At 69.6% G+C, this 13410-nt stretch carries 12 protein-coding genes; 4 read left to right on the plus strand and 8 right to left on the minus strand.

Annotation, left to right across the window (positions count from 1 at the left end):
• Positions 1-1421: 1421 nt before the first annotated feature.
• Entirely contained in the window at positions 1422-3428 is a 2007-nt protein-coding gene (locus ABZS42_RS00005; RefSeq protein WP_355140845.1) for a protein meaA, read from the minus strand.
• A 152-nt stretch (positions 3429-3580) separates the two neighbouring features.
• Between ABZS42_RS00005 and ABZS42_RS00010 the strand changes: the two genes are divergently transcribed.
• A complete protein-coding gene (locus ABZS42_RS00010; protein WP_355140847.1) occupies positions 3581-4429 on the plus strand; it encodes an ABC transporter ATP-binding protein in 849 nt (282 codons plus the stop codon).
• The gene (locus tag ABZS42_RS00015) at positions 4426-5271 is read left to right on the plus strand and encodes an ABC transporter permease (protein WP_355140849.1); all 846 of its coding nucleotides are present in this window, start codon (positions 4426-4428) and stop codon (positions 5269-5271) included. The genes ABZS42_RS00010 and ABZS42_RS00015 overlap by 4 nt, the downstream gene beginning before the upstream one ends.
• Positions 5272-5342: 71 nt before the next feature.
• Here the strand turns inward: ABZS42_RS00015 and ABZS42_RS00020 are convergent, their stop codons facing one another.
• Positions 5343-6191 (minus strand): 3-hydroxyacyl-CoA dehydrogenase family protein, encoded by an 849-nt coding sequence (locus ABZS42_RS00020; RefSeq protein WP_355140851.1) that lies wholly within the window; start codon positions 6189-6191, stop codon positions 5343-5345.
• 107 nt (positions 6192-6298) lie between these two features.
• Entirely contained in the window at positions 6299-7738 is a 1440-nt protein-coding gene (murA, locus tag ABZS42_RS00025) for a UDP-N-acetylglucosamine 1-carboxyvinyltransferase (protein ID WP_355140853.1), read from the minus strand.
• Between murA and ABZS42_RS00030 the strand changes: the two genes are divergently transcribed.
• Complete coding sequence (locus ABZS42_RS00030) at positions 7737-8309, plus strand: cob(I)yrinic acid a,c-diamide adenosyltransferase (protein ID WP_355140855.1); 573 nt, start codon at positions 7737-7739, stop codon at positions 8307-8309. The two genes, murA and ABZS42_RS00030, sit on opposite strands and share 2 nt — an antisense overlap.
• Complete coding sequence (locus ABZS42_RS00035; RefSeq protein WP_355141328.1) at positions 8285-8698, plus strand: VOC family protein; 414 nt, start codon at positions 8285-8287, stop codon at positions 8696-8698. The genes ABZS42_RS00030 and ABZS42_RS00035 overlap by 25 nt, the downstream gene beginning before the upstream one ends.
• A gap of 137 nt (positions 8699-8835) precedes the next feature.
• On the opposite strand, the gene ABZS42_RS00040 is transcribed toward ABZS42_RS00035, so the two are convergent.
• The 5 genes from ABZS42_RS00040 to ABZS42_RS00060 all read right to left on the minus strand — a co-directional run bounded on the left by ABZS42_RS00040 (position 8836) and on the right by ABZS42_RS00060 (position 13407).
• Positions 8836-9291, minus strand: coding sequence for a DUF2550 domain-containing protein (locus ABZS42_RS00040; protein WP_355140857.1), 456 nt, complete (start codon positions 9289-9291; stop codon positions 8836-8838).
• Between the two features lie 12 nt (positions 9292-9303).
• A complete protein-coding gene (locus ABZS42_RS00045; RefSeq protein WP_355140859.1) occupies positions 9304-9588 on the minus strand; it encodes a F0F1 ATP synthase subunit epsilon in 285 nt (94 codons plus the stop codon).
• 88 nt (positions 9589-9676) lie between these two features.
• Complete coding sequence (locus ABZS42_RS00050) at positions 9677-10816, minus strand: LCP family protein (RefSeq protein ID WP_355140861.1); 1140 nt, start codon at positions 10814-10816, stop codon at positions 9677-9679.
• Positions 10817-11041: 225 nt separating this feature from the next.
• Complete coding sequence (gene atpD / locus ABZS42_RS00055) at positions 11042-12478, minus strand: F0F1 ATP synthase subunit beta (protein WP_355140863.1); 1437 nt, start codon at positions 12476-12478, stop codon at positions 11042-11044.
• Positions 12478-13407, minus strand: coding sequence for a F0F1 ATP synthase subunit gamma (locus tag ABZS42_RS00060; protein ID WP_355140865.1), 930 nt, complete (start codon positions 13405-13407; stop codon positions 12478-12480). Before ABZS42_RS00060 ends, atpD begins: the two co-directional genes overlap by 1 nt.
• Between the last annotated feature and the right edge of the window lie 3 nt (positions 13408-13410).

Raw genomic sequence — 13410 nt, forward strand, 5'->3', positions numbered from 1 at the left:
TTACGCATGATCGTGTTCATGACCAAAGCTCCTTCGGGGGTGTGACCCACACACAAGGGGGGTGCGTGTGGGCCAACGCCACTTACGGGCGCTTCGAAACAAGGGGAAAAAAAGTCTGAGACCGGCACACCCGCCAACCAGAAGGGGGGTTCGGTTTTGCGGGGGCCGGGAAAAGTCCGGCCGTCGGGCGAAAGCCCGGGGGGCTTCACCGCGCCGGGACCGGGTTCAACGACCCGCGGGCCGGCATCATTCCCGGGTTTTCCGAGGCCCTAGCGGACTGGCCGCAGGCCGTGGCCGGGTTCAACGACAGGCGGCCCGTCATCGTTCCCGGGTTTCCCGCGGGTGACCGGGCGTGACCAGAAGGCCGTCGCCGCGACAGTGTTCAACGATCGGCGGCCCGTCATCGTTCCCGGGTTGACCTTCCGGGCTGGCCGCAGGCCGTGGCCGGGACGGTGTCCAACGACCGGCGGGCCACCTTCGTTCCCGGGGGCCTCACCTCACCGGACCGGCTTTGATGATCTGCCGGACGGCGGCAGGGCTGCTACCTCGGCCGTCGAGGATGTTCAACGCCCCCGACCCGGCCACCATTCCGGCCCCAGGATGCCACCGGTCACACCCCCGAACCCCACCAAACCACCCAACCCGCCCCACCACACCCCCGCGCCCCGCGCCCGCCCCCGCCCCGTGCCCAGTGCCCGTGTGCAAACCGGACACCAGCACCCCGTCCCACCCCACACCCGACGCATGGTCAACTCGGGTTCCATGAAGTCGGGGCATCAGCGCGGCCGGGACACCCCGACATCAAGGAACCCGAGTCGATCAACGCCCAGGGACCACCCGCACCACCCCGACCCGACTCGACCAACCCGATCCCGGCGCCCGACCCGGCCTTGGCCCGACCCGGCCTTGGCCCGACCCGGCTTTGGCCCGACCCGGCTTTGGCCCGATCCGGCCTTGGCCCGACCCGGCCTTGGCCCGAGTCGATCAGCCCTCCGAGGCTGGATGCGGCCTTTAGACCATCCAGGCCGACCGACCAGCCGAGAGATCGGCGGCGAAATCGGACCGACCACGGCACAAGTGCCCAGCCACCCAACCGCGGCCGATGACGAACCTACCCACGAACCGGACACAACGCCCAGGCCGCCCCACACCCGGCGCATGGTCAACTCGGGTTCCATGAAGTCGGGGCATCAGTGCGACCGGGACACCCCGACATCTCGGAACCCGAGTCGATCAACGCCCAGGGACCACCCGCACGACCCCAACCCGAGGCGGAAACCCTCCGCGCCCTGACCCGAACCTTTTGGCCCATCCACGCCGACCAGCCGGCCAGAGAGACCGGCGGCCAGAAAGAAAAGACCGGCGGCGAAACCGGACCGGCCACGCGCACAAACATCCAGGCCACCTCACGCGGTGCGGGATCAGGCCAGTCCGTTCGCTTCCCGGATCACGGTGACCAGCTCGTCCACGACGCCGGTGAGCGCGAAGTCCCTCGGGGTGAAGACCCGGGCCACCCCGGCGGCCCGTAGCTGCTCCGCGTCGGGCGCGGGGATGATGCCGCCGACCACCACCGGCAGGTCGCCCCGCCCGGCGTCGCGTAAACCGTCGAGCACGGCCGGCACCGCCGCGAGGTGTGATCCGGAGAGGACGGAGAGCCCGACCAGGTCGACGTCCTCCTCCACCGCGGCGGCGACGATCTGCCAGGCGGTCAGCCGGATGCCCTGGTAGATCACCTCGAAGCCGGCGTCGCGGGCGCGTACGGCGATCTGCTCGGCGCCGTTGGAGTGCCCGTCGAGCCCCGGTTTGCCGACCAGTAGCCGCAGCCGGCCGGCGCCCAACTCGCGGGCGGTCGCGGCGACTCGCTGCCGGACGACGGCGAGTCGGAGATCCGCGCCCGCCGCGGCGGCTCCGGTCAGGCCGGTGGGCGCCCGGTACTCGCCGAAGACCTGGCGCAGCGCGCCCGCCCACTCTCCCGTGGTCACGCCGGCCCGTACGCACGCCATGGTCGCCGGCATCAGGTTCGTCGTGGTCGCCGCGTCGGCCCGTAGCCGGGCCAGTGCCGCGGCCACCGCCGCAGGATCACGATCGGCCCGCCAGCGGCGTACGGCGATGGCCGCGTCCGCCTCGACCGAAGGGTCGATCTGTTCGATCGCCTCGGCACCGGTCGCGGTCAGCGGGGAGGGCTCGGTCCCGGTGAACCGGTTGACGCCCACCACCACGTCCGATCCGGCCTCGATCCGGTGTCGCCGCTTCGCCAACGAGGCGACCAGGGCGCTCTTCAGGTAACCGGTCTCGACCGCGGCGACCACGCCCCCCATTTCCAGCACCTTGTCCAGCTCGGCCCGTGCTCCGGCGATGATCTCGCCGACCAGCGCGGTCATCACGTGCGAGCCCGCGAAGAGGTCGGGATACTCGAGCAGGTCCGACTCGTACGCGAGCACCTGTTGCATGCGTAGCGACCACTGCTGGTCCCAGGGGCGGGGCAGACCGAGCGCCTCGTTCCAGGCGGGCAGCTGCACGGCGCGGGCCCGCGCGTCCCGGGACAGCGTGACGCCGAGCATCTCCAGCACGATCCGCTGGACGTTGTTCTCCGGTTGTGTCTCGGTCAGGCCCAGTGAGTTGACCTGCACCCCGTAGCGGAACCGGCGCTGCTTCGGGTCGGTCACCTCGTACCGGTCCCGGGTGATTTCGTCCCAGAGCGCGCAGAAGGCTCGCATCTTGGCGATCTCCTCGACGAAACGCACTCCGGCGTTGACGAAGAACGAGATGCGCTGCACCACGTCGCCCATCCGCTCGGCGGGCACCTGGCCGCAGTCGCGGACCGCGTCGAGTACGGCGACCGCGGTGGCGAGGGCGAAGCCGACCTCCTGCACGGGCGTCGCGCCCGCCTCCTGGAGGTGGTACGAGCAGATGTTGACCGGGTTCCATCTCGGCATCGTTTCGAGGGTGTGGGCGACGACGTCGGCGGTGAGCCGTAGGGACGCGGCCGGCGGGAAGATGTACGTCCCTCGGGAGAGGTACTCCTTGATGATGTCGTTCTGGGTGGTGCCGGAGAGCATCGAGACGGCGAAGCCCTGCTCCGTGGCCACGGTGCCGTAGAGGGCGAGCAGCCACATCGCCGGCGCGTTGATGGTCATCGAGGTGTTCATCCTGGCGAGCGGGATGCCGTCGAAGAGGGCCCGCATGTCGCCGAGGTGGGCGACGGGGACACCGACGCGGCCCACTTCGCCGACGGCGAGTTCGTGGTCCGGGTCGTAGCCGGTCTGGGTCGGCAGATCGAAGGCGACCGACAGGCCGGTCTGCCCCTTGGCCAGGTTGCGGCGGAAGAGGGCGTTGGTCGCGGTGGCCGAGCTGTGCCCGGCGTACGTGCGCATCACCCAGGGACGGTCCCGCTCGGGCAACCGGCCAGGGAGACCCTTCTCGTCCATGACGGGGAGTCTAAGTTACCGTTCAGTAGATCGGGCTGTGGAAAACCACACACGTCCATGTCGGAGACAACCGGGCACGGACGGCGTGACGTGGCTCCGACCACCACACCCCGCGCGGCCGGCGACCGCCGCCAGGCAGCACACTTGACGGCATGGATGACGAGCTGGCGATCTCCGTGCGGGGGTTGCGCAAGGCGTACGGCGACAACGTCGCGGTGGCCGGCGTGGACCTCGACGTGCGCCGGGGCGAGGTGTTCGCCCTCCTCGGCCCGAACGGGGCGGGCAAGACCACCACGGTGGAGATCCTGGAGGGCTACCGCCGACGCGACGCGGGCGAGGTCCGGGTACTGGGTAGCGACCCGGCGGCACCGGCCGGCGACTGGCGTTCCCGGGTCGGCATCGTGCTCCAGGGCACGGGCGAGTTCGACGAGCTGACCGTGACCGAGGTGGTGCGGCACTTCGCCGGCTTCTACCCCGACGCCGACGATCCGGAGAAGGTCATCGCCCGGGTGGGGCTCACCGACAAGGCCCGGGCCCGTACGCACAGCCTCTCCGGCGGGCAGAAGCGCCGCCTCGACGTGGCGCTGGGCATCGTCGGCCGCCCCGAGCTGCTCTTCCTGGACGAGCCGACCACCGGCTTCGACCCGGAGGCGCGGCGGGAGTTCTGGGAGCTGATCCGGGACCTGGCCGCCGCCGGCACCACGATCGTGCTCACCACCCACTACCTCGACGAGGCCGAGGCGCTGGCCGACCGGGTCGCTGTGATCGCCGGCGGCCGGTTGATGGAGGTGGCCACGCCGGAGCAGCTCGGCAACCGGCAGGCGGCCCTCACCACCGTTTCCTGGCGTACCCCGGACGGAGTCGTGGAGAGCGCGCAGAGCGCGACGCCGACGGCGCTGGTGGCGGAGCTGGCCGAGCGCTTCGGCGGTGAGGTGCCGGGCCTGACCGTGACCCGGCCGACCCTGGAAGACGTCTACCTCACGATGATCGGACACCGATGACCACCACCACGAAGCCGGCGGCCCCGATCGCCGCCGCTGGAGCCCGGCGGGCTGGTCCGGTCGCGCTCGGGCTGCGGCAGGGCCGGCTGGAGATCACTCAGTTCCTGCGCAGCCGGGAGTCCGTCGTCTTCACGATGGGCTTCCCGGTGATCATGATCCTGATCTTCGCGGCGATCTTCAACAACGAGATCGCTCCCGGGGTCAGTTACACGCAGTACTTCATCACCGGCATGATCGCGACCGGTCTGATGACGGTCAGCTTCCAGAACCTCGGCATCTGGATCCCCATCGAGCGGGATCGCGGGGTACTGAAGCGCTACCGGGGTACGCCGATGCCGAAGTGGGTGTACTTCGCCGGCAAGGTGATCATGGTGGTGGCGATCGGCGTGGTGGAGACCGTGCTCCTGCTCGCCGTCTCGGCCGCCTTCTTCGACCTCGACCTGCCGGCCACCGCCGGGCGCTGGCTCACCTTCGCCTGGGTGGCGGTGCTCGGTGTGACCGCCTGCACGCTCTGCGGCATCGCCATCTCGTCACTGGCCCGTACCGCGCGCAGCGGCTCGGCCGTGGTCACCCCGTTGGCGCTGGTGCTCCAGTTCATCTCCGGGGTGTTCTTCGTCTTCACCGAGCTGCCGACCTGGATGCAGCAGGTGGCCGCGCTCTTTCCGCTGAAGTGGATGTGCCAGGGGCTGCGCTCGGTCTTCCTGCCGGACAGCTTCGGGGCCCAGGAGGCGGGCGGCTCCTTCGAGCTCGGCCGCGTCGCGCTCGTCCTCGGCGCCTGGTGTGTGATCGGCTTGGTGCTCTGCCTGACCACCTTCCGCTGGACCACCCGCCGCGACGGCTGACCCGGCCCGCCACGCGCCGGTGGCGCTCCCGGACCGGGGAGCCCGCCACCGGCGCCTGCCGCCGGTTCCCGTCAGTACGTGTAGAAGCCCTTGCCGGTCTTGCGGCCCAGGTCGCCGGCGGTGACCATGCGCTGGAGCAGCTCCGGCGGGAAGAACTTCTCGTCGGCGGTGTCCGCGTAGATGTTCTTCGCGGCGTGCAGCAGCACGTCGGCGCCGGTCAGGTCGGTGGTGGCCAGCGGGCCCATCGCGTGACCGAAGCCCAGCTTGCAGGCGGTGTCCAGGTCCTCGGCCGAGATGACGCCGGACTCGACCAGCTTGACCGCCTCGACCACGAGCGCGGCGATCAGCCGGGTGGTGACGAAGCCGGCGATGTCCCGGTTGACCACGACCACCGTCTTGCCGATCTCCTCGGCGAAGGCCCGGACGGTGGCGAGCGTGGCGTCGCTGGTCTTGTAGCCGCGGACCAACTCGCAGAGCTTCATCATCGGCACCGGTGAGAAGAAGTGGGTACCGACGACCGACTCGGGGCGCTCGGTGACCGCCGCGATCTGGGTGACCGGGATTGCGGAGGTGTTGGTGGCGAGAACGGCGTCCGCCTTGCAGATCTTGTCCAGCGCCCGGAACACCTCGTGCTTGATCTCGATCCGCTCGAAGACCGCCTCGACCACGATGTCCGCGTCGGCGACCGCCTCCAGCTCGGTGGTCGAGGTGATCCGGCCCAGCGTCGCCTCGACCTCGGACGCCTCGATCTTCCCCTTCTCGGCGAACTTCTCCAGCGACTTCCGGATGCCGTCGACGCCCCGCTTCGTGGCCGCGTCGTCCAAGTCCCGGAGCGTCACCTGCCAGCCCGCCTGCGCCGCCACCTGGGCGATGCCGGAACCCATCAGCCCGGCCCCGACGACCGCGAGTCGACCCGCCATCTGCTCTCTCCCTCGCCTGATTGAGTGCTTGCCAGCACCCTAGTCGGCGACGCTGAACGATGGCTAAGCGAGACCGGCGACAACGAGGCGGTGCCGGCTCGGCGCGCTCAGATGGTGAGGTCCGGCTCCTCGGGTGCGGTGCCCCGCTCGACCTCGACGCCCAGCGCCCGCAGGTCGGCGACGAAGTCGGGGTAACCGCGGTCGACGTGGTGCACGTGGGAGACCTCGGTGAGCCCGTCCGCGCAGAGTCCCGCGATGATCAGTCCGGCCCCTGCCCGGATGTCGGTGGCCCGCACCGGGGCACCGGAGAGGCGCTCACGGCCGCGTACGACCGCGTGGTGGCCGTCGGTCTTGATGTCCGCGCCGAGCCGCATCATCTCGTTGGCGAACATGAAGCGCCCGTCGAAGATGTTCTCGGTGATCAGGGAGGCTCCGTCGCTCACCGCGGCCAGCCCGATCGCCATCGGCAGCAGGTCGGTGGCGAACCCGGGAAAGGGCAGCGTCACCACGTCCACCGCGTAGGGCCGGTCGTCCATGCGGATCCGGAACGCGTCCGCCTGCGTCTCCACCAGACCGCCGGCGGCGACGAGCTTGTCCAGCGCGACCTCGAGGAAGGCCGGGTCCGCCCCGGTCACCGTCACGTCGCCCCGGGTCATGGCCGCACCGAACGCCCAGGTGCCCGCGACGATGCGATCGCCGACGGTGGCGTGCCGCGTCGGCCGCAACGTGGGTACGCCTTCGATGTGCAACGTGGAGGTGCCGGCGCCGGAGATCTGCGCGCCCATCTCCCGCAGCATCGTGCAGATGTCCACGATCTCCGGCTCGCGGGCCGCGTTGTCGATCACGGTGGCGCCGCGGGCCAGCACCGCGGCCATCACCAGGTTCTCCGTGGCGCCCACGCTGGGGAAGTCCAGCATGATCTCCGCGCCGTGCAGGCCGTGCGGCGCGGCGGCGATGACGAAGCCGTGCTCGCCGGAGATCTCGGCACCCATCCGGGTCAGCCCGGAGATGTGCATGTCGAGCCCGCGCGAACCGATGGCGTCGCCGCCCGGGTGGGCCACCCGTACGTAGCCCTGGCGGGCCAGCAGCGGCCCGAGCACGCAGATGGACGCGCGCAGCCGGCGGACCAGGTCGTAGTCGGCGTCGGTGCCCAGCTGCTCGGGCACGTCGATGGTCACCGACCGGGACCGGGCCACCCCGCCCCGCGCCACCATCGGATCCACCGGGTCGTCCGCGTCGAACCGGACGTCACAGCCGAGCCGCCGCAGCACCTCGCCCACGATCGCGATGTCGGTGATCCGCGGAACGTTGGTGATCACACTGCGCCCCGGGGCGAGCAGCGCGGCGGCCATCAGCTTCAACGCCGAGTTCTTCGCCCCGACCACGTGCACCGTCCCGGCCAGCCGGGCGCCGCCGCGCACCCGGATGACGTCGACGTCGTTGATCGCGGAATCGCCCGCGTCTCCGGGACCGACCGTGGCCGGCCATCCGGCCGCGCCCGGCCGCACCGGAATCGTCAGGTCCGGTATCCGTAGGCTGTGCGTCATGGCCGTCCACCTCACGCGCATCTACACCAGGGCCGGCGACGCCGGCACGACCAGGCTGAACAACAACGAGCAGGTGCCGAAGACCGATCCGCGGATCGCCGCGTACGCCGACGTGGACGAGTGCAACGCCTCGATCGGCGTCGCACTTGCCCTCGGCCAGCTCGAGGACGAGGTACGGGCGGTGCTCGGGTCGATCCAGAACGACCTCTTCGACGTGGGCGCCGACCTGGCCACTCCCATCGAACCGGAGCCGAAGTATCCGCCGTTGCGCGTCACCGAGGAGTACGTCGAGCGCCTCGAGGGCTGGTGCGACGAGTTCAACGCGCGCCTGAGCAAACTCGACTCCTTCGTCCTCCCCGGCGGCACCGCGGGCGCGGCACTGCTGCACGTGGCGCGGACCGTCGCCCGGCGCGCCGAGCGTGCGGCGTGGGCGCTGGTCAGCCACGACCCGGAGCGGACCAGTGCTCTCCCGGCAAAGTATCTCAACCGGCTCTCCGATTTGCTCTTTATCCTGTCAAGAGCGGCAAATCCGGCCGGAGACGTGCTCTGGGTTCCGGGCGGGAAGCGCTGACCGGCGGCCTGCACCACGTCGAGGTGTGGGTCCCCGATCTGGCCGCCGCTGAACATTCCTGGGGCTGGCTTCTGCGCGAGTTGGGCTGGGAAATCTTCCAGGAGTGGCCGGCCGGCCGCTCCTGGCAGCTCGGCGGGACGTACCTCGTACTGGAGGAGTCCCCGGCGCTGAGCGAGCGGCGGCACGACCGGCTCGCTCCCGGCCTGAACCATCTCGCCTTCCACGCAGGCCCGCCGGCCGCCGTGGACCGGCTGGTCACGGCGGCGCCGGCGTACGGCTGGGCGTTGCTCTTCCCGGACCGGCACCCGCACGCGGGCGGCCCGGACACCTACGCCGGCTACCTCACCGACAACCAGGGTTACGAGGTAGAACTGGTCGCCACCCGGTAACGGCAGTTGATCAAAACAGCGCCTGAACGGCGCACCGCACCCGGCGAGGGTTTCCGGGGAGCCCGCCCGGCGCAGGGATCAAGCCTGACCGCCCGGAGCGGGTGGGCTCCCCGGAAACACCGGAGAGCGGACGGTGTTCAGGCCGCGGGCCAGTCCTGGGCGGCCAGACGCGACGAGACCGCCCCGGGTGGGGCGGCCTCAAGCCAGGAAAGGAAGCCGGTCACGGTCGACCGTGCCATGGCGATCTCGACCAGAGCGTGGTTACTGGTACAGCGGAGAATCACCCAGTCGGCGGGCATGGAGAAGCGTTCCTGCCCCTCTGGCAGCCGTCGCCGCTCCACCACTAGCCCGTCGCGGTAGAGCACCCGCTTCGGACGCAGTGCGAAGCTGAACAAGCGGTACCAGCGCAGCTCGTCGCCGACGAACCGGCCGAAACCGGGCGACCAGCCGCGACCGTCGAGCAGGGTGGAAACCCGGACGCTGAGCCGGATGGTGCCACCGCTACGGGTGAACAGAGCCCGCCGAGCGAAGAGGATCAGGAGAGCGCCGAGGACGACGGCGATTCCGATTCCGATTCCCTCGACGATCTCCATCGGCGGTGCTGGTCAGCGACCCTGTGCGGCGGAGGCCGGGGTGGCACTCTCGGCGAGGACCGTGACGCCTTCGGCGCTCACGGAGAGGAATCCGCCGGCCACGTCGTACGACACCTGCTCGCCCCCGGCGAGCTTGATCCGCACCTGACCGGGCTCGGCGAGCTGGCCGAGCAGCGGCGCGTGCCCCGGCAGTACGCCGAGCTCGCCCTCGGTCGTCCGGGCGACGACCATCTCGGCCTCGCCGGACCAGACCCTCTCCTCGACGGCTACGAGCTCGACGTGAAGCTGCTGTGCCACGCTGTCTCCTTGCTGGGCGGCGGAATGGGCAAATTCTAGTCCTGCCACCACCGCTTACCCAACGCGGGTGGCCAGAGACGTGCCGCGGCTACTTGGTCTTGTTCTGGAAACTGGGGTGCTCGAGGAGGAACGCGTCGAGCTGCTCGTCGTGCAGGGCGGTGAAGAAGTCGTCCACGCCGGCCTGGAACTTCTCCCCCTTGTACGTCTTGCCGTTGAAGACCGGACCGCCGGGCAGCTTGATCATCTGGATCGTGTTGGGGCGGATGTCCTTCAGCGCGAGAGCGTAGTCCAGCACGCTGTGGCCCCGACCGTTGAAGATCAGCGACTGGCCGCCCGCGCGGATCACCCGGTCCAGCTTGATCGGGTTGGTCACCACGTCGGCGCTGAACGCCTGCCCCACCATCGCCTTGATGAACTGCTGCTGGTGCCGCTGCCGGCCGTAGTCCGCGTCCGGCACGCCGTTCTTCGGGTAGCGCTGCCGGACGTAGTCCAGCGCCTGCCAACCGTTGAGGTGGTGATCGCCCTTGGTGTAGACCGCCTGCGGACCGATGTATCCCTCACCGTGCGGGTTGCCCTGCCGGTGCGTGCCATCCGGCTTCAGGTGTTCGGAGCGCACGTCACGTTCGATGTACATGTCGACGCCACCCATCGCGTCGACGATCTTCTGGAAGCCGGTGAAGTTGACGATCGCGCCCGCGTCGAACCGCTTGATGCCGGTGACCTCCTGCACGGTCGTGGCCAGCAGCTCGAAGCCGCGCGCGGCGTCCGGGTTCTGCCCCGGCACCCGGCTGCCGAAGGACATCGCCGCGTTCAGCTTCGTGGTCTGACCCTGGAAGTTGGCCTTCGGGAACGCGGGGATGTCGACGTACAGGTCACGAGGCAACGAGAAGAGATAGGCGCGGTCCATCGTCGCGGGCACGTGCAGCACCATGATCGAGTCAGCGAGTGGCGGCGTCTTCGGATTGCGCGGGTCGATGCCCACCAGCAGGATGTTGAGCGGGCCCTTGATGTCACTCTTGGGAGGAGCGGTGGCGCCGGCCGCCTCGTCGCCGAAGAGGTCGGCCTTGCCGACGGCCCCCTCGTAGCGGGCCTTGAGTGCGGCCGTGCCGACCAGAGTGGTCCCGCTGAGCACCATGAGCACGGTGCCGAAAATGGTGCAGATCCGCGCCCAGCGCGGGATGCCCCGCCAGGTGGACCGCTTCCGGCCGTTCTTACCGGCCTTCGCCACAACTGTCTCCGTTCATCACGCCGCTTTCCTTGAACCTGAAGACGGCGCGCGTCCTCGAAAAGGTTGCACCGATCCACGTTGACCAGGTGTGAAGGTGCGATGAACGCTACCTCGCATCCGCGCCCTCGCCGAAAGCGAGGAACGGAGCAGTGGGGACCGTACAGACCGAAGGTGAACAAAAGGCCGCCCCGGCATTGCCGGGGCGGCCTTTTTCGGAGAGCTGAGTCAGCTCTTCATCAGTTCCTCTGCCTTGCGCTCCAGGTCATCCAACCCGCCGCACATGAAGAACGCCTGCTCAGGGAAGTGGTCGTACTCACCCTCGCTGATCTTGCGGAACGCCTCGATGGTCTCCTTGATCGGGACCGTCGAACCCGGCACGCCGGTGAACTGCTCCGCGGCGTAGGTGTTCTGCGACAGGAAGCGCTCGATCCGGCGAGCCCGGCCGACCGTGACCTTGTCTTCCTCGGAGAGCTCCTCGATACCGAGGATGGCGATGATGTCCTGCAGGTCCTTGTACCGCTGCAGGATCCGCTTGACCTCGGTGGCCACCGCGAAGTGCTCCTGGCCGACGAACTCCGGGGCGAGGATCCGGGACGAGGACGCCAACGGGTCCACGGCCGGGTAGATGCCCTTGTCGGAGATCGACCGCTCCAGGTTGGTGGTCGCGTCCAGGTGGGCGAACGTGGTGGCCGGGGCGGGGTCGGTGTAGTCGTCCGCCGGCACGTAGATCGCCTGCATCGAGGTGATGGCCTGACCCCGGACGGAGGTGATCCGCTCCTGGAGCTCGCCCATCTCGTCGGCCAGCGTCGGCTGGTAGCCCACCGCGCTCGGCATCCGGCCGAGCAGGGTGGAGACCTCGGAACCGGCCTGGGTGAAGCGGAAGATGTTGTCGATGAAGAGCAGCACCTCCTGCTTCTTGACGTCGCGGAAGTACTCCGCCATGGTCAGCGCGGAGAGGGCGACCCGCAGCCGGGTGCCCGGCGGCTCGTCCATCTGGCCGTAGACCAGCGCGGTCTTGTCGATGACGCCAGACTCGGTCATCTCGGCGATGAGGTCGTTGCCCTCACGGGTCCGCTCACCCACGCCGGCGAAGACCGACGTACCACCGAAGTTCCGGGCGACACGGGTGATCATCTCCTGGATCAGCACCGTCTTGCCCACGCCGGCACCGCCGAACAGGCCGATCTTGCCGCCCTTCACGTACGGGGCGAGCAGGTCGATCACCTTGATGCCGGTCTCCAGCATCTCGGTCTTCGGCTCCAGGTCCGCGAAGGCCGGGGCCTTGCGGTGGATACCCCAGTGGTCGTCCGGCTCGAGCGTCTCGCCCTCGGTGAGGTTGAGCACCTCGCCGATCGCGTTGAACACGTGACCCTTGACCGCGTCGCCCACCGGCACGGTGATCGGCGCACCGGAGTCGCGCACCTCCGCCCCGCGGACCAGGCCGTCGGTCGGCTGCATCGAGATGGCGCGGACCAGATTGTCACCCAGGTGCTGGGCGACCTCCAGGGTCAGCGTCTTCTCACCGCCGGAGAGCGTCACGTCCACGTGCAGGGCGTTGAACAGGGCCGGCATGGCGTCGCGCGGGAACTCGGCGTCAACGACCGGGCCGATGACCCGGACCACGCGACCCGTGGCCGTCTTGGTCTCTACTGGGGCAGTCATCACACTTCACTTCCCGACGCGGCCAGCGCGTTCGCGCCGCCGACGATCTCGCTGATCTCCTGGGTGATCCCGGCCTGGCGGGCCGTGTTCATCTCACGCGTGTACTTCTCGATCGCCTCTTCGGCGTTGTCGGTGGCGCTCTTCATCGCCCGCCGCCGGGCCGCCGACTCGCTCGCCGCCGACTCGATCAACGCCGCGTAGATCCGCGTGTTGATGTACTTCGGCAGCAGCGCGTCGAGCAGCACCTCCGCCTCCGGCTCGAACTCGTAGGCCGGCAGCAGCCCCTCGGAGCGCGGCCGGTCCTCGACCTGCATCGGCCCGATGATCTTGGCGACCGGGGTCTGCGTCATCAGCGAGTGGAACTCGGTGAAGACGATGTGCAGCTCGTCGATGCCGCGCACCCCATCCGTCCCGGCGCCGCCGTCGACGTCGTCCGCACCGGCCGTGAACGCCTTGATCAGCGTCTCGCCCACGGTGCGGGCGTCGGCGAACGCCGGCTGCTCGCTGAACCCGGTCCAGCTCGCCTCGATCGGCCGGTCGCGGAACCGGTAGAACCCGACACCCTTACGCCCGACGACGTAGAGCACCGGCTCCTTGCCGTCGGCCCGAAGCCGGGCGATCAGCGACTCGGCGGTCTTGATCGCGTTGGAGCTGTAGCCGCCGGCCAGACCACGGTCGCTGGTGACCAACAGGACACCCGCCCGCCGCACCCGCTCGCGCGGAGTGAGCAGCGGGTGGTCGATCCGCGCGTTGGACGCCAGTGCCGTGAGCACGCCGGTGATGGCCTGGGCGTACGGCAGGGACGCCTCCACCCGGGCCTGGGCCTTGGCGATCCGGCTCGTCGCCACGAGCTCCATCGCCTTGGTGATCTTCTTCATCGACTTCGCCGAGCGGATTCGTTGACGAAGAACGCGTACCTGGGCCGCCATGGG

This window comes from Micromonospora sp. NPDC005367 (assembly GCF_040606825.1).
GTDB lineage: Bacteria > Actinomycetota > Actinomycetes > Mycobacteriales > Micromonosporaceae > Micromonospora.